This window comes from Tessaracoccus aquimaris, assembly GCF_001997345.1.
Lineage (GTDB): Bacteria > Actinomycetota > Actinomycetes > Propionibacteriales > Propionibacteriaceae > Arachnia > Arachnia aquimaris.
Window position 1 is genome coordinate 2968716 of sequence record NZ_CP019606.1, and the last position, 16731, is coordinate 2985446.

A 16731-nucleotide genomic window follows, 5' to 3' on the forward strand; every position below is an offset into this window, starting at 1 on the left:
CAGTGACTTGGTCTGAAGACTGAGGCGAAATCGTCTCGAAGACCCGCGGACCTAGAGGCCCTCTCTCGTCCCGTGGCAGGAGCGCGGCGGCCCGTCTGGTCGTCCCCAGGTCTGACGGCGTGGCCCCGCCCCGCCACTTTCGGCCAGACTGACCCGAGCCCCTGGTCACGGCGCGGTTCGCGGTGATCCCTCGCCACCTAGTGTTTCGCTTCGAGACGAAAGAGGGACCACCATGAAGCGATCCACCCGGCGAGTCGCCGCACTGGCCGTGGCCGTACTCGCGGCCGGGGCCGCGCTGACGGGATGCGGAGCCAAGGGCAGCGGGGCATCCGAAGACATCCAGGCGCGCGTCGAACCGGCGGTGCTTGCAGTGTCCGGCGTCACCGGCGGGACGTGCTCCGTCAAGCCGGCGTCGCTGTCGTACCTCATCAATTGCAGCCTCACCAGCGACGCGGCGGACAAGGATGCGCTGCAGGCGGTCCTCACCGACGTCCTGACGACGGTGGTCGCACAGACCCCCGACGAGGACTCGGGAACGGCAGTCAAGGTCGTCGTGAAGAACGACGCGGACACCGTCACGACCGACGCGCTCGGGCTCTCCAACCCCAGTTACCTCTCCGAACTGCGCGAGCTGTCCTGACCATGTCAACGCAGCCCACCACGGCGCCGTCGTCGGCTGGGCCGCCGACCCGTGACGAACTCGCCCACGCCCGCCGACTGCTCGGCACCTTCCAGCGCGACTATTCGACCAAGGTCGTCGGCCAGCAGAACCTGACGCGGGCACTGCTTGTGACGCTCCTCAGCCGGGGGCACATCCTGCTCGAGTCGGTGCCGGGGCTCGCCAAGACCCTCGCCGCGTCGACGATGGCGAGCGCCGTCCAGGCGTCCTTCTCGCGCATCCAGTGCACGCCCGACCTGCTGCCGAGCGACATCATCGGTACGCAGATCTACGACGCCCAGCACGCCCGGTTCGTCACGAGCCTGGGGCCGGTGCATGCGAACTTCGTGCTGCTCGACGAGATCAACCGCTCCAGCGCCAAGACCCAGTCGGCGATGCTCGAGGCGATGCAGGAGCGTCAGACCACCATCGGCGGCGAGACGCACCCACTTCCGGAGCCGTTCCTCGTGCTCGCGACCCAGAACCCCATCGAGGAGGAGGGCACCTACGTCCTCCCGCAGGCGCAGATGGACCGCTTCCTGCTGAAGGAGATCGTCGACTACCCGACCCCCGCGGAGGAGTTTGAGGTCCTCAACCGGATCGAGTCGGGGGCCCTTGAGCGGCGGCGGATCGACGCGACCCTCACCACCGACGACGTCGCATTCCTCCAGGGCCTCGCCTCCCGGATCTACGTCGACGCGGCCATCAAGCGCTACATCGTCAGCCTGGTCAACGCCACCAGAAACCCCGCCGCGGTGATCGGGCCGGAGCGCGCCGCCTACCTCGAGTTCGGCGCGAGCCCGCGCGGCGCCATCGCGCTGCTGCAGGTCGCCAAGGCGCTCGCGGTCCTCAACGACCGAGACCATGTGGTCCCAGACGACGTGAAGGCCCTGCGGCACGCCGTGCTGCGGCACCGCCTGGTGCTCACATTCGAGGCGGTCGCCGACCGGGTGCGCCCGGAACTGCTGATCGACTCGCTGTTCGACGCCGTCCCCGCCCCGTAGAACTCCGATGGCCCTCCTCACGAAGGTCAAGACCCGCATGGCGGTGCACGCGCACCGGAAGGTGCGGGGACTGCTCGACGGCGCCTACGCGTCGGTGCAGTTGGGCCGCTCGATGGACTTCTTCGATCTCCGCGAGTACGTGACGGGCGACGACGTGAAGGACATCGACTGGAAGGCGAGCGCGCGGCGCGGCGACCTCCTCGTCAAGCGGTTCGTGGCCGACCGGAAGCACACCATCGCGCTTGCCGTCTCCGCGTCGCGGACCATGGCGGCCATGTGCGACGCGGACGCCACCAAGCGCGAGGTCGCCACGCTTGCCGCGGGCGTCCTCGGCTGGTTGGCGATCAGGCACGGCGACTGGGTGACGCTGACGCACGGCAACTCCGACGGCGTACAGGGCTCACGCCCGTCGTCCAGGGAGGACGCGCTGGAGCGGATGTTGCAGTCGCTGGACGCGTCGTGCCTGCCGGGCTCGCCCGATCCCGACCTGACGCGGGTGCTTGAGCACGTGGTGCGCACGGTGCGGCGCCGCACGATCCTGGTGGTGATCGCCGACGACGCCAACCTCGACGAGACCCAGCGCCGTCTCCTGAACCGGTTGCGCGCCCAGCACGAGGTGCTGTTCCTGACGATCGGCGACCTTGATCCGACCGACCCGGCCCTGGGTCGCGCCCTCGTGGACCAGCCCACAGGGCAGGCGTGGCCGGGGTTCCTGCGCGACGCCACGCTGCACGAGGAGGTCGCGCAGAGGACCACGGAACGGCACGCGCTCCGCGCCGGGCACCTCGATCGACTGGGGATCGCCCACGGCCACATCGCGACCGAGGCCGAGGTCGTCGGGTCGATCTTCGCGCTGCTGGAGCGGCACCGACAGGCGAGGCGCTGAGCGATGCCCGTGTTCGGGCCGGCGCCCTACGCCGACTATTGGCTGCCGCTGGCGATCGCCGCGGTCGTCCTCGTCTGCGGCATTCCGCTTCTCGGCTGGTGGTTCACCCGACCGAGGCCGCAACCGCCGCCCGCTCCCGCTCCCAGTCCCGACGTGGAGCAGGGACGCCGCGAGGCCCTGGCGCTGATCTCCGGCGTCGGCTCCGACCTGGCATCCGGGGCCGTCGACGCCCGCGGGGCGAGCCAGCGACTCAGCCGCATCGTGCGTGAGTTCCTCGTCGGTCGCGGCCGACCCGACGTCGAGGCGATGACCCTCACCGAACTGCGCGCCGACCCGGCGCTCGCCCCGGTCGCCGACCTGGTCGGGGGCCTGTACCGGCCCGCGTTCGGACCGGACGCTGGGGACCGGGCGGTCGGGGCAGAGTCCTCAGTCGCCGCCGCGGAACGGTTGGTGGCGACATGGCGCTGAAGTTCTGGTGGCTGGGGCTGGTGCTGCTCGTCGTGCTTGTCGTGTTCGCCATGGCGTGGGCGCTGCGGGGCAGGCCGTCGGCCGGCGTCGGCGCGCTGGTCGCGGGCACCGACGCGATCCGCTCGTCCCCGCGGTTCACGGCGCTGACCCGCCGGTTCCTGATCTCCGCGACGATCCAGGTCGCCTCCGTCGGGCTGATCGTGGCGGGGTGCTGGCTCCTCGCGTCGCGGCTGGGCGCGACGAGCGACGCGAACTCCGAGCAGCACAACCGCGACATCATGTTGTGCCTGGACGTCTCGGACTCGATGACCGGGATCGACGCCGACCTGATGCGGGCCTTCGCCGACATCGTCTCCGGCCTGGAGGGAGAGCGCGTCGGCCTGACGATCTGGAACTCCTCGGCGATCGCGAAGTTCCCGCTCACCAACGACTACGACTTCATCCTCGACGAACTGCGCCGCGGCGCAGACCAGGTCGACGACTTCGACTACATGGGCGGCACCAACGCGGGCGAGGGCGGCAGCCTGATCGGCGACGGGGTCGTGTCGTGCCTGCAGCGCTTCGACCACCTGGACAAGGATCGGGCCCGCACCATGATCCTCGCCTCCGACAACTCGCTGGACGCCCGCCGATCTACACCGTCGACGAGGCGTTCGCGATGGTCAGGGAGCAGGGGGTCGTGGTGTTCACCCTGCACGGCTACGACACCACCGAGTACGAGCAACTGCGCTCGCTGGCCGCGGGCACCGGTGGCGCCGGCTACCTTCTCGACGACGCGTCGAGCGCCCGGGAGATCATCGGCTCGATCCAGGCGCAGGAGGCGGCCCGGCTTCCCGGCACGCCGCAACTGGTCGTCACCGACCAGTCCGCGATTGGACTGACGGTGATCGCCGTCGGCCTCGCCGGGTGGATCGTCGTCGGAAGGAGGGCCAGGTCGTGGCGCTGAACCCGTTCTGGCCGACCGTCGCGGTCGCCGTCGCCTTCCTGCTCGCCGTCGCGCTGCCCGCCATCCGTCAGCGCCGCTCCTCCGTTGCGCTGTGGCGTCGGCTCGGGATCGGCGTCCTGGTGCTGCTGGCGGCGCTGCGGCCCTCGGTGGCCACGGCCCCGTCGTCGACCGCGGTGCGCGACCTGGACGTGCTGCTGCTGGTCGACCGGAGCCTCTCGATGGTCGCCGAGGACTACGCCGATGCCGAGCCGCGCCTCGACGGCGTCCGCGCCGATGCCGCCGAGATCATGACCGAGTACGCCGGGGCCAGGTTCGCGGTGGTCACCTTCGATCACTCCGGTCGCACGGAGACCCCCTTCACGCTCGACACCTCCGCGGTCTCCTCGCTCCTCGAGGTGACCAACCCGCGCCAGATCTATCAGCGCGGCAGTTCGATCGACGCTGGGCTGGCCGAGGCCGAGAAGCTGCTGAAGAGTTCCGCGAAGCAGCACCCCGAACGCAGCCGGGTGCTTGTCTACTTCGGCGACGGGGAGCAGACGGTCGAGACCGCGCCCGGCTCGATGGCTCCGCTGCGCCGCTACCTGTCTGGCGCCCTGGTGCTCGGCTACGGCACCGCCGAGGGCGGGCGGATGCGCCTCGACGACGGCGACTACCTCGACGGCGGGGAGGCCGTCTCCGTCGCCGACGAGTCCACGCTGAGGGCCATGGCCGAGCAGTTGGGCGGGTCCTACGAACACCGCGTCTCCCCTGGCCCCGTGCCGACGCCGACGGTGACGGCCACGGTCTCGCTGGTCGACGGCCAACTCGACGCGCGCGACGACTGGACCTGGCTGTTCGCCCTGTTGCTGCTCGGTCCCGTCCTCTGGGAACTGTGGGACTCCCTGACCCTTCGGCGGCAGGCGTCGCAGTGGGCCGCCTCGGCCTCGACGGAGCGGGGGCGGACATGAGCCGCCGACGCCGCAGGCTCGCCCTCGCGTTCGCCCCGATCGCCGTGCTGCTGCTCGCGTTCGCCTGCAAGGTCACCCTGATGCTCGGCAACAACGCCGCGGGTCAGGACGCCTACGACCAATCGCGATTCCCCGACGCGGCGCAGGCCTTCGGGAGGAACCGCACGCTCGATGTCCTCGAAGACTGGGTGGCGTCCTACAACCGGGGCACCGCGCTGCTCCAGCAGGGCCGCGCGACCGAGGCCCGCGTCGACCTGGAACGCGCGCTGGAACGCGCCCCAGAGGAGCGCGACTGCATGGTCCGGATCAACCTGGTGGCCGCGATGGATGCTCAAGCCGGCGACCTGCTCGCCGCGCAACGGGCCGCGGAGGCGCGGGACCTCTACGCGGAGGCCCTGGACGTGCTGGCCGCGGGGTCGTGCGGGCAGGTCGACAGCGGGGATTCCGACCGCGACGAGTCGGAGCGTCAGGCCGCCGAGGAGGCGAAGGAACGGCTCGAGGAGAAGCAACAGGAGTCCGACTCGAAGGCGGACGAACCGGTCACGGAGCCAACCCCGAGCGGCGAACCGTCCGCCAGCGCCGACCCGGGCGACGGTAAGCGTGAACGGTTGGAGGAGCGCAACCGTGAGGGCCAGCGGGAGAACACCGAGGAGCAGGACTACAACGAGGGCACCTCTGAGGATCCCCCGCCCCGCTCCTGGTGACGTCGCTGGGGCTGCGACACGAAGTGAGGCGGAACGTCGCCTAGTCGGTCGTCATCCGGTGCCGCTTGGCCGGCTGATGAGCCACGAGTAGGCGCGGGTGGGGCGTCGTCCGTCGGATCCGGTGGCGTCTGCGCCGCTGATTGAGCCACGAAGGGACGCGGAGCGCCGCTTCGTCGGTCGCGTGACGTCTGGGCCGCTGATTGAGCCACGAAGGGACGCGGAGCGCCGCTTCGTCGGTCGAAATCCCGTGACGTCACGCAGGGACCTCCCCCAACTACCGGCACTCACGAGGGGCGATCCCGCAGGGAGGCCCCGCCAGCGACCATGATGGACCCATGCTGCTGATGGTGTTCGGCCCACCCGCCGTGGGAAAGATGACGGTCGGGCGCGCCCTTGCCGACACCGGCCGGTTCCGTCTCTTCCACAACCACGCGACGATCGAACCGCTGCTCGAGACGTTCGGCCACGGCACCGAGCCGTTCAACCTGCTCAACGAGGAGTTCCGCCGTCGGGTGCTCGAGGAGGCCGCCCGGCACGGCATCGACCTGGTCTTCAGCATCGTCTGGGCGCTCGACAGCGAGGGAGACCGGGATGTCATCCGGTCCTACGTGGACATCTTCGACGGCGAGGTCGCGTTCGTCGAACTCCGAGCCGACCTGAACACCCGCCTATCACGCAACGGCACCGAACAGCGACTGCTGCACAAGCCGTCGAAGCGCGACTTGGAGTGGTCGGACGCGAACGTCCGGGAGATGGAATCCACCTGGGTGATGACGTCGGAGGACGGCACCGGGGTCGCGACCGACCTGCTGTCGACCCATCCACACCTGGTCCTCGACACGACCGACCTGGCACCGGAGGAATCCGCGGCAAGGATCCTGTCCTGGTTGGAGTCGACAACCACATCGACAGCGGGCGTCAGCACAACGTAATCAGCGCGACGTCTGCCTGGGCCGTCTCCGCTGGCCCTTCACGATGTCGAACGCACGGAGGCCTATCGCGATCGTCGGCAGGCCGGTGCCGAGCAACGCGAGGCTCCTCAGGATGCTGAGCACGGCCGTGGTGAACCCGGGTGTGGGCGCTGGTTGGTCGGGGCTTGATGATCAGGCGAGCTAGCAGTCGGACAAGGAATGCTTGTCAGACCCCTCCTCTACCGTGAAGCACAGACCGGTAAGGAGGCCACCATGAATGCGCAACCAGCACCGAAGCCGAAGTCGACCGGCGCTCGCCCGAACCCAAAGCATCGCAAAACGATCTACATGTCTAGGGCGATACTCATCAGGCCAGCAATGCTGCGCGTCACCTCACGCGAGGCAAACTCCGACGGGCCTGATTGCATCCCCGAACCGACGAGACCGCCCCCAAGCGACTGAGGACAGCCCTGCTCACCCTCTAGTCGACTCTTCTGGGAGGGTGAGGACGCGCTCACATTCACGAGCGCGTCCCCCCTGGTCAGTCCCGCCAGGCCCTCCAGAGTCGGGCGTACTCGCCGTCCTTCTCCAGCAGTTCGCTGTGAGCCCCCAACTCGACGATCCTTCCGTCCTCCACGACCGCGATCCGGTCGGCGTCGTGGGCCGTGTGCAGGCGGTGCGCGATCGCGATGACCGAGCGACCGTCCAGCAGCGCGGCCATCGAGCCCTCCAGGCTGCGGGCCGAGGTCGGGTCGATCAGCGAGGTCGCCTCGTCCAGCACCAGGGTGTGGGGGTCGGCGATGATGAGCCGGGCCAACGCCACCTGCTGGGCCTGGGCCGGGGTGAGCGCCGTCTTGCCGTGACCCAACTGAGCTTCGAGCCCGCCCTGTAGCTTCGAGACCCAGCCCCAGGCCCCGACGGTTGCGAGCGCCTGCTGCACCTCGGCGTCGGACGCGCTGGTCTCGCGGGCGAGCACGACGTTGTCGCGAACGGAGCCCACGAACACGTGGTGCTCCTGCGTGACGAGCGCCACCTCGGTGCGCAGCCGGTCGAGGGGAAGGTCCATCACGTCGACGCCGCCGACGGTGACCTCACCGGTGCGCGGACGGTTGACGCCGGCGACGAGGCGACCAAGCGTCGACTTCCCCGAACCAGACGGCCCGACGACGGCGAGCCGCTCGCCCGGACGCAGGTCGAGGTCGACGCCGTGCAGCACGTCGACTCCCTGCCGGTAGCCGAACCGCAGGTCGCAGCCGGTCAGCTTCACGCCGTCCGGCTGTGTCTCACCTGGTGTGCGGTCGTCGTCGAGCTGTGCGACGCCGATCAGGCGCGCGGTGCCGACGATGCCCAGTTGCAGGTGGTCAAGGACGGCGATGACGCGGTCGAGCGGACCCTGCAACTGCGAGACGTAGAGCGCGGCCGTGGTGATCTGACCGATCGTGACCCAGCCCTGCGAGTGGCCCCAGATACCGAGCAGGACGACGCCGACGAGGGGCAGCTGGAAGGACGAGTCGACCATGGCGAACAGCATGTTTCTGAGCGTCATCGTGTAGCGCTCCGCCTGTGCCGACACCTCGGTGTCCTCGTCCAACTGCTCGATCCGGCGTCGACCGAGGCCGAGCGCCTCCACCGTCCTGGCGCCCTCCACCGTCTCCGTGGTGGTGGAGTTGATGCCGGAGTACGACGCCGACTCGGTGATGTAGCCGGCCGTCGCCCGCCCCAGGTAGTAGCGACCGCCGAACGCCATGATCAGCGCGGTGCCGAGCATCGGAAGCGTCAGGAGCCACGAGTTCACCACCATGGCCGTGACGGTCGCCCCGATCAGCACCACCGACACGATCAGGTTCGGCAGCGCCCAGCGCGCGGCGGTGGCCATCTTGCTGACGTCAGAGGTGATCCTGGTCAGCAGGTCGCCCGACCCTGACGCCTCCACGTGCCCGAGGGGCAGCCGCAGCACGATGCGCACGACCTCCTCGCGGGCGGCGGCGAGCAGGTCGTAGCCGAAGACGGCGGAAGCCCGCCGCGCGCCGAACGTCAGGACGGCCTGCGCAACGATCAGGCCGGTGATGATTCCGGCCATGGTCGTGACGTCCGAGCGCCCGAGCGCGCCCGCCGTGACCTGGTCGATGAGTTGCCCAAGCAGCAGTGGAGCCACCAGGCCCACCCCGGCGGCCGCGAGGTTGAGCAGGATCGCCCAGACCAGCGCCGACCTGCGGCTACGCATCAGAGAGCCGAGGAACCCGGCCGCCTGGGCCGAGGTCGCAACCGGGAAGCCCTGCTTCGGGGCCCGGGCGTCCTCGTACACCGACCTCGCGTTCGCGCCTCGAACCGCATGCCGGTGCCTGAGTGACGAGAGCCGACGTCGCAGGCCGGCACCCCTTGGCACCTCGAGCCCTGCCGGAACGCGGGGCGGCGGCGGGTCCTCACGCCAGGTATCGGCGGAGGTGATGCTCAATAGTTGTTCGCTCATGGCGAGTCCTCCATCCCGCGCGCGATGACGCTGCGGTAGTCAGGATGATCGTGTAGTTCTTCATGGGTGCCGCGCGCGACCTCCCGGCCGTCGACGAGCACGGAGATCTCGTCGCAGCGGCGCAGCAGCAGCGGCGACGCCGTCACGACGACGGTGGTGCGACCCAGGCGGTGGCCAGCGAGTCGCTCCGAGATGCGCGCCTCGGTGTGTGCGTCGACCGCGGACGTCGGCTCCACAAGCACGAGGATCTCGGGATCGCGCAGCAGCGCCCGGGCGAGGACGACCCGCTGGCGCTGGCCGCCAGAAAGGCCCCTGCCCTTCTCGTCGATCCGGCCCTGCCACCCGTCGGGCAGCGACGCGTAGATGTCCTCGGCGGAAGCGACCCGCAAAGCCTCCTCGGCCTGCTGTCGGCTGTGGGTCCCCCACGGATCGACTGCGGTCTGCAGGGTTCCTGCGAACAGCATGGCTCCGGTGTGGGACACCACGATCCGCTCCCGCAGGTCGGTGACCTCGAGCAGCGAGTAGTCGACGCCGTCCGCGCTCACACCCCAGGACTTGGCTGCCGCCTCAGCATCTTCACTGGCACGGCGACGACGCTCGGCCATCCGTTCCCGACGCGCGCGTCGCTTCGCGCGGGCCGACAGTTCGTCGTCGTCGGCGTCCTCGGGCGTCCCATCGGGCAGGTAGCGCCCGAGTCGGTCGGCAAGGGCCGCCGACGCGTCGGGATCGGCCGAGACGACGCCGAGCATTCGGCCTGGCGTGACCGTGACGCCGGAGGCTTCATCGACGAGCACCGGGCGGTCGCCTAGCTTCTGCTGGCCCGGCGCCCATGGCACGTCGGCGCTGAGCAGCGCGATCGTCTTGCCCGCGGCGACCAGGCCCTGCACCCACTTCTGGGCGAAGTCGAAGAAGGTCTGCATCGGCGAGATCAGGAACACGGCGTAGCCGAAGAAGCTGATCAGTTCACCGACGGAGAGGGTGCCTTCGAGGAGTCGCATCGAGCCCAGGTAGACGAGCGCGACGAGCAGGAGGCCGGACAGCAGGATGCTGATGGCCTCGACCAGGGCCTGCCAGGTGCCGAGCCGGACACCGAGGCGTCGCACCTTCTGCGACTGGCGCTCGTAGTTCGCCGCGAAGGTCCGCTCGCCGCCGACCCCGCGCAGGATGCGCAGACCGGTGGCGATGTCGGTCGCGAGCGACGTCAGCGACGACGACTCGGTGCGTTCCGCCGCCTGGGCCCGCGTCAGCGGCCGCAGCACCGGCGTCGACGCACCGACAAGCAGCGGAACGGCGACGAGCACCAGGAGGCCGAGCGTGGGCGACGTCGTCAGCATGAGCACCGACGCGAGCAGGAAGCTGATCGCCGCGGCGATGGCATGCCCGAAGGCGTCGACGGTCGCGCCGAACTGGTCGCTGTCCGACGACGAGACGCTGAGGACCTCACCGGTGGGGACCCGACGGTTCAGGACGTGCCCGAGATGGACCGACTGCCGCGTGACGCGCCGCTGAATCCCGTAGATGCCGAGCAGCCACATGCGCACCGCGAACGTGTGGAAGGCGATGCCGCCGACCACCCCGATCAGGATCACGCCGAGCAGCGCGGCCACCCAGCCGAGAGAGTCAACGACCCCGTGGTTGATGCCCGTGTCGATGGCCCGGCCGAGCAGCCACGGCGTGACGGCGGCCGGGATCAGCCAGGTCGCCGCGGAGGCCGTCATGGCAGGGACGACCCAGCCGTAGGAGCGGATCAGCCAGAACAGGAACCGGCTCGGCGACCTCGTGTCCGGGCGCGAGTCAACGGGGATGGCAGGCGGGAAGTCGAAGCGCCCGCGCTGGGTGGTGAACATGAGTGAGTCCTATGTGGACGGCGTCGTCAACAACGCGAAGATCTGGAGGGTTGGGGGACGCTCAGGGCGTCGGGTGCGCAGGTCCGGTCAGGCGGAAAAAACGCGCGGCCGACCGAGGACAACAGTGGCGACGATGGTCAACATCACTGCACCTCCTCCAGATCGACAACAGCGCTCACACTAAGTGAAGTGGCGCCGGCATGTCAACGGACGGTGTGAGCGCCGGCTAAGCGGAGCCGAGGCCTTTGAGCCACTCACGCACTCGCGCAGGCACAGAATTACTCCGCACCCCAACGGGCGGGGCAGAAGGCGTGAATGTCCCCGGTGCCAGCGACTCCGTCTCCGCCCGATACGGGACCGTCGGCACCGCTATCTCGCCCTCGGCCAGCGCCACGATGGTCCAGAAGCACGGCTCCGGCGCTTCGGAGTCGGGTAGGTTGCACATCCACGTGAGCACTGCCTGCGCCTCCGCGTACGTGGGGATCAGGCCCTTATCGTTGGTGTGGATCCCTAGCTTCTCCCACACCTCGTCTGCGTAGCGGTGGCAATGCCACGAGTGGACATCCACATAGTGTTCGGCCCCAACGACCTCAAAGCCATGGACATAGCGCCCGGCATCCAAGGCCACTTGCTGACGCAGCAAGTCAAACCAAGGAGAGGACTCAGCGTCCTCGCCGGCCATCAGATCAACCGCGTCTTCGGGCACCAGAGCGACCGTGACAACCCTGGGCATTTCGCCTGTCACGTTGGCCGCGGCACGCACCGCTTCCGCCTCGTCCTGGAACCAGTCGCCCAGCCATGGATCTGGGCGAGGGAGTTCATCCTGGATGCAATCACTGATCGACCACAGCAGCGGCGGCAGGGTCGTCCCCTGGCATGGGGCAGTCGGTGTCGGCCTGACCAGCACCCAACCCCCGACGATCAATCTCTCCTGCACGTCTCGATTAGACCATGGCGGCCATCGAGACTCGCTGGTCGCCGGTGGTCGAAGTCTTAGCGCGAAGCGCGCCCGGGCCACCGCTGCTGCTGTCGAGCCGCGGCCTAGTTTTTTCAAACTCATGCTCAGCACTTTGTACAGATCCGCCGCATCTCGGGTGGTGTTCAAAGTAGCCGCCAGTCGGGCGGCGCATCATCTCGCCTCATCATCCAGAAAGGCTGAACACCGAGCATGGTTTCTTTTGGCGCAGGGGGCCAGGTCGGAACCTCACTCAGAAACGTGACGAACTCATCATCAGCTTCGTCGAGTCGCTGCTCAGGCCACTTCCACTGGGTCGCCTGGGTGCCATCTGGCGTCATCCTGACGCCCAAGCATAGGGCGAGCGCAGTTTTCGGGAACTTCCTTCGGTTAGCAAACACGATTCGATGGCGGAAGCCTGCCTCCTAGTGGCTGAACGTTTGGCAGCTGAAGACGGGGTGGGGCGATCCTGACCGATCTTGGAGCGGTTGAGCGAAAACTAGCCGGAGAGGCTTCGGTGGTTCTCCGATCTGAGTTCGGACACGGGCATCCGGTTGAGGACCCCGTCTGCAAGATGGGCAACCTTGTCACACGCCGCGCTGACCTGTGGGTCGTGAGTGGCGGTCAGAATCGCCATTCCATCCGAGGTGAGCGCCCTGAGCAGGGCAACCATCTCCGCGGAGGTCTCTTCGTCCAGCGCAGCGGTGGGTTCGTCGACCACCAGCAGGGCAGGCCGCTTGACGATGGCTCGAGCCAGCGCCACGCGCTGAGCCTGGCCGGTAGACAGTTCTCGGGCCCGCCTACTAGCGAGGGCAGCGATACCTGCGCGCCCAAGCGCCTCTTTGACAGCCGCAGCCCGATCGCGTTTCGCCGACCGATGGGGACCGAACAGGAGGGGAAGTTCGACGTTGGAGGCGACCGTCTCGTGCTGATGCAAGCCGAAGCGCGGAGACGAGAGGCCGACATGGGTTCGCCGAACCAGACCGACGCCAGCCGGGTGAGAAGGGTCGAGGCTCACCCCGCAGATCTCCACGTTACCTTCCGATGGCACGAGCAGCCCGGTCACGATATGGAGAAGGGTGCTCTTCCCACTTCCTGACCGACCGGTGATGGCCACCGCTTGACCCGAGGCAACATCGACGTCAACACCTCGCAGGATGGCTAACGACGAAGTCCCGTCAGGGTAGGAGTGATGCACGCCCCGAACTCGCAGAATCGCGACTTGGTCACTCAAGGTTGTCCCCTCTCGTCAATGAGGCACTCAGCCTCCGGACCCGCGCTGTGAGGTATGCGGTGGCGATGGCGTGGAAGGCAAGCACTGGGACGAGGACCATCAGTACCCGGCCGGGGGCCAACAGCCCAGCGACATCGAAGATGATCATCAAGGCGTGCAGCCCAAGCACGACGGTGACAGCTGGCAGCGTCGCTCCCACCAAAAGCAAGCCCTGCGCACGCCACCACACCTGGCCAGCCGTGGCGCCAGCCAGCTGGTCGATGCGGAAGGCTGACTCGCGGCCATCCCAGATGCGCTGAGTCAACGCTGCGGCGACCACGGCGGCTGCAATGCTTGCGACAACGAAATGCCAACGTTCGATCACCTGGGCGCGCCGGTACATGACGCCGGTTGCAGACGGTGCGGCGTCGAGCTGCCTGGCAAAGAAGACGACTTCAGCTCCTCCCGAGGCTTCAGCCAACGACATTCGGCGCGCGAGTTCACGTCCCTCCTTGAGCGAGCAGCCGCCGCAGACAAACCCGCGAACCAGTTCGGTGGGCGTGACCGATGCTGATACTCCCAACTCCTTGAGATCCTCGACCCCGATATCTGTATGGTTCACGGAACCGACAAGGAATGTGTGCCCGCCAAATGTCGCGGCGGCGTCGTCGCGAACCGGACTGGCACTCACGATCAGCAGACTCGAGTGGCCATCCCCGCCGTCGCCCAGCATCGCCGGATCGACGGTCAACCGCATTCGGTCATCCTGGTTCATGGCGGAGATCAGCAACGACAGCCCTGGGTCGGCCAAGCGAGAACGCTCCAGTTCCTCAGCCGTCTCATAGTCATGCACCAGCGCAGAGCCGGTGTGAACCGCACCCAGGGTGATGCTTTGAGGATCAGATGGCTCCACCCCGAACGGGCTCTGGCTGACCTCCTCAAGCGAGAACGCGAAGCCGACAATCGACACGACCGTGAGGACCGCTGCCATCAGGGGAAGCCACGGCCCCGCCGCCCGCAAGTCACCAACAAATCTCATGATCAACCCGTCGTACCGCTGCCCACGCGTGGCCCGCACCGATCAACGCCGCGATAATCAGCCCACCGAGGCTGGCGACAAGGACTTCCCACAACAACGAGCTGGGCGACGCGAGAAGGCTCAACTGGCCGATGCCCAGCGCAAGCCCCCAGAGGGATCCACATGCGATGGCGGAACCTGCGGCAGCGCTGCTGACATAGCGTGCCAACACTCGTCGCCAGGCGGCAGCTCTGGTTGCCCCGCACGAAGCCGCTATCCGCAACCACCTCGTGGCCCGCACTGAAGGTGAGCGTCCGACAACAACGAGCGCAGCCAACGATCCCACTAGAGCCAACCAGACGAAGAGGGTGTATGGGTTGCGCATCGCTAACAGAACCGCCCAACGATCCGGCGGCGGGGCGAGACCTTCGTGAACCACGTCCACCCCGTGGGCGCGCCACAGCTGATCCAGGTCTTCCTGCAGGGCATGGATGTCACCCCCGCGAGGCACAGTGAAGAGGTAGTAGCCCGAGCCGTAGGAATCCTCACCAGCCGCGGAGACGACGTTGGGTGCCACTCCCTCGACCTCGGCGAGCTTCGGAATCGTGCCCACCACCACGAAGCCACCGCCGCCCAAGTCCTCCAGGAAACCGGAGTCCGCTGACAATCGGGCGCTGACAAGGGCCTCGTACGGTTCCAGGGCAGGATACTCGCCGCCGAAGAGCCCTCCCCGATCAGTGACGAACACGAAACCTGCATCGGGATCCCTTGTCATGGCCACAGCCGCCGAGTGCTTCTCAAGCGTGACCATCAGTGCCGCGGTCGTGTCGCGCGCATCGATCTGGGATGACAGCCCGACCGCGACCTGCGTCAGGGAAGCTCCCGAGGCTCCGAACGCATCCGCCTTCGCCAAGTCGACGCGATCGGCCGTCTGCAAAGGGAGGAAGGCAAGCAAGGCGGTGAGGCACACGCATGAGAGAGACCAAAGCCCGAAGCCACGAAGAGCCGGAGTCCGTAGGGTCACGGCCTATCAGCAGACAGACGGATGAATCGTGCCGAAATCGTAGCGGAACTTTGTCACGGGATCATTCCATCCGAGCGAGTCTGTGATGCTCTTTCTTGCCTTAGTCCCCACGGACCAGGAGCACCCAGATTGCTTTGCTCGGGATGTCTGCCAACCGATGACGTCTTTACCGTCACGCGTGTACTTGAAGCTCGCGGAGATCACTCTTTGAGTGGAGGAGTAGACGTTTCCGTATGCCTGCGACTCACCCGTGTAGCCGACCAGCAAGTAGTGGTTGGTGGCAGCCCAACTCGTCCCCTTCGTGTACCGCTGCACGGCCATAGTAGAGACGCCCCCACAGCCGTTCCGGTGGCGTCGACTTCACCCTGTTCGGACGCGTACCCGTCAGCCGCGCCAAAAACACGTCCATCGACATCGGATATGCCTGGCGGCGGCCCCGTGTCGGGTGCAGGGTCAGCGAGGGCGGGTAAAGCGCTGAGCGAGATCAGGCAGGTGGGGGCTACGGTTACACGCATTCGGCGTCGTGACCTGGAAGCGTGTACTGAACGGGGCATCATTGCTCATCCTGCTCGACTGACCGATCCTCTGTTCAAGGATAGCCTTCGTTGGCTAGTCGCGGGCTATTTTCGAAGACCAGCATCGCTCGACAGCTGCTCCCCTCGCACCGGCAGCCAGGCGGTCGAACGACACGCTTGTAACTTATCCCCCGGTGTGGACAAAGCTGTGGATAACCGGCGGCTCAGCGGTGGATATCGTCGACGCACCGCACCGCTTGCAGGCAGTTCTACGCTTGTCGTGAGAGATCGTTCGAGGAGGCACTCTCATGTCCGTGACTATGAATCCCTACCTGAACTTCGCCGGCAACACGCGCGAGGCGATGGAGTTCTACCAATCCATCTTCGGGGGCGACCTGGCGGTCTCGTCGTTCGCCGACTTCGGGATGGCCGACATGCCAACCGATGGCACCATGCACGCCGCGCTCACCACGCCCGACTTCGTCATCATGGCCTCCGATGCAATGCCCGGGGCCGAGGCGACTTGGGGAGGCACCCGCAACTACATCTCTCTGGGCGGCACGGACGCCGCGCAACTGCGTGGCTGGTTCGAGCGGTTGGCCGACGGAGGCAACGTCGGGATGCCGCTCGAACCACAGGTGTGGGGCGCCACGTTCGGCATCTGCATGGACAAGTTCGGCATCGAATGGATGGTCAGCATCAACCCGTCCGAGTAGGTCGCCCGATGACGGGATGCTGACGACCCGCTCCGGTGAGAACCTGAGCCATGCTGTCCATCATCCTGGCCTTCCTGATGTCGCTCTTCGGGATCGGGCCCGCACCGGTCGACCCGGATCCCAATCCGATCCCCTGGCAGGCGCAGGTCGCCGTCGGCGAGTCGCAACTCTTCGAGGTCGGGACCTCGAACCAGAGCGCCAGGCGACAGATGACGATCGTCACCGGCCCGGACGAGGCCGTCGCGACAGTCGAACTGACCCACGGCGAGGCCGACCCAGGCTGCGCGCCGGGTGGCTGCGAGGAGCCTGCCTACATCACGGTGACCGGCGTCGCGCCGGGCGAGACGTCCGTTGAGGTGCACCTCTGCTTCGTCGAGAGCCCGGGCGAGTGTCAGCCACTGGACGAACCCGTGACCATCGGGATCATCGTCAACGAGTAGCACCGGGAA

General features: G+C 67.6%; 16 protein-coding genes. 10 read left to right on the top strand and 6 right to left on the bottom strand.

Annotation, left to right across the window (positions count from 1 at the left end; all coding sequences use genetic code 11):
* The first annotated feature begins 232 nt into the window (after positions 1-232).
* The 8 genes from BW730_RS18225 (at position 233) to BW730_RS13635 (ending at position 6545) form a co-directional block, all read left to right on the top strand.
* Positions 233-640, top strand: coding sequence for a hypothetical protein (locus BW730_RS18225; protein ID WP_145952872.1), 408 nt, complete (start codon positions 233-235; stop codon positions 638-640).
* A 2-nt stretch (positions 641-642) separates the two neighbouring features.
* Entirely contained in the window at positions 643-1662 is a 1020-nt protein-coding gene (locus tag BW730_RS13605) for an AAA family ATPase (protein WP_145952873.1), read from the top strand.
* Between the two features lie 7 nt (positions 1663-1669).
* Positions 1670-2548 carry a DUF58 domain-containing protein gene (locus BW730_RS13610; protein ID WP_077686729.1) on the top strand — a complete coding sequence of 293 codons (879 nt, stop codon included), beginning with the start codon at positions 1670-1672 and terminating at the stop codon, positions 2546-2548.
* Between the two features lie 3 nt (positions 2549-2551).
* The gene (locus BW730_RS13615) at positions 2552-3016 is read left to right on the top strand and encodes a hypothetical protein (RefSeq protein WP_077686730.1); all 465 of its coding nucleotides are present in this window, start codon (positions 2552-2554) and stop codon (positions 3014-3016) included.
* Positions 3007-3897: a VWA domain-containing protein gene (locus tag BW730_RS13620; RefSeq protein ID WP_077686731.1), complete on the top strand. Its 891-nt coding sequence runs from the start codon at positions 3007-3009 to the stop codon at positions 3895-3897. The genes BW730_RS13615 and BW730_RS13620 overlap by 10 nt, the downstream gene beginning before the upstream one ends.
* Positions 3898-3952: 55 nt before the next feature.
* Positions 3953-4909 (top strand): vWA domain-containing protein, encoded by a 957-nt coding sequence (locus BW730_RS13625; protein WP_077686732.1) that lies wholly within the window; start codon positions 3953-3955, stop codon positions 4907-4909.
* Entirely contained in the window at positions 4906-5613 is a 708-nt protein-coding gene (locus BW730_RS13630; protein WP_145952874.1) for a tetratricopeptide repeat protein, read from the top strand. The genes BW730_RS13625 and BW730_RS13630 overlap by 4 nt, the downstream gene beginning before the upstream one ends.
* Before the next feature lie 335 nt (positions 5614-5948).
* Positions 5949-6545: a DEAD/DEAH box helicase family protein gene (locus tag BW730_RS13635; RefSeq protein ID WP_193432345.1), complete on the top strand. Its 597-nt coding sequence runs from the start codon at positions 5949-5951 to the stop codon at positions 6543-6545.
* Positions 6546-7065: 520 nt separating this feature from the next.
* On the opposite strand, the gene BW730_RS13640 is transcribed toward BW730_RS13635, so the two are convergent.
* The 6 genes from BW730_RS13640 to BW730_RS13665 form a co-directional block, all read right to left on the bottom strand.
* Positions 7066-8829 (bottom strand): ABC transporter ATP-binding protein, encoded by a 1764-nt coding sequence (locus tag BW730_RS13640; RefSeq protein ID WP_226996824.1) that lies wholly within the window; start codon positions 8827-8829, stop codon positions 7066-7068.
* A gap of 161 nt (positions 8830-8990) precedes the next feature.
* A complete protein-coding gene (locus BW730_RS13645; protein WP_077686735.1) occupies positions 8991-10841 on the bottom strand; it encodes an ABC transporter transmembrane domain-containing protein in 1851 nt (616 codons plus the stop codon).
* A 226-nt stretch (positions 10842-11067) separates the two neighbouring features.
* Positions 11068-11778 (bottom strand): hypothetical protein, encoded by a 711-nt coding sequence (locus BW730_RS13650; protein ID WP_077686736.1) that lies wholly within the window; start codon positions 11776-11778, stop codon positions 11068-11070.
* 517 nt (positions 11779-12295) lie between these two features.
* Positions 12296-12994 (bottom strand): ABC transporter ATP-binding protein, encoded by a 699-nt coding sequence (locus tag BW730_RS13655; protein WP_226997230.1) that lies wholly within the window; start codon positions 12992-12994, stop codon positions 12296-12298.
* Between the two features lie 28 nt (positions 12995-13022).
* The gene (locus tag BW730_RS13660) at positions 13023-14000 is read right to left on the bottom strand and encodes a hypothetical protein (RefSeq protein ID WP_145952875.1); all 978 of its coding nucleotides are present in this window, start codon (positions 13998-14000) and stop codon (positions 13023-13025) included.
* 31 nt (positions 14001-14031) lie between these two features.
* Positions 14032-14982, bottom strand: a complete 951-nt coding sequence (locus BW730_RS13665) for a hypothetical protein (protein WP_145952876.1) — start codon at positions 14980-14982, stop codon at positions 14032-14034.
* A gap of 904 nt (positions 14983-15886) precedes the next feature.
* Between BW730_RS13665 and BW730_RS13670 the strand changes: the two genes are divergently transcribed.
* Positions 15887-16282 carry a VOC family protein gene (locus BW730_RS13670; protein WP_226997231.1) on the top strand — a complete coding sequence of 132 codons (396 nt, stop codon included), beginning with the start codon at positions 15887-15889 and terminating at the stop codon, positions 16280-16282.
* Positions 16283-16332: 50 nt separating this feature from the next.
* Positions 16333-16722, top strand: a complete 390-nt coding sequence (locus BW730_RS13675) for a hypothetical protein (protein WP_077686741.1) — start codon at positions 16333-16335, stop codon at positions 16720-16722.
* Positions 16723-16731: the final 9 nt, after the last annotated feature.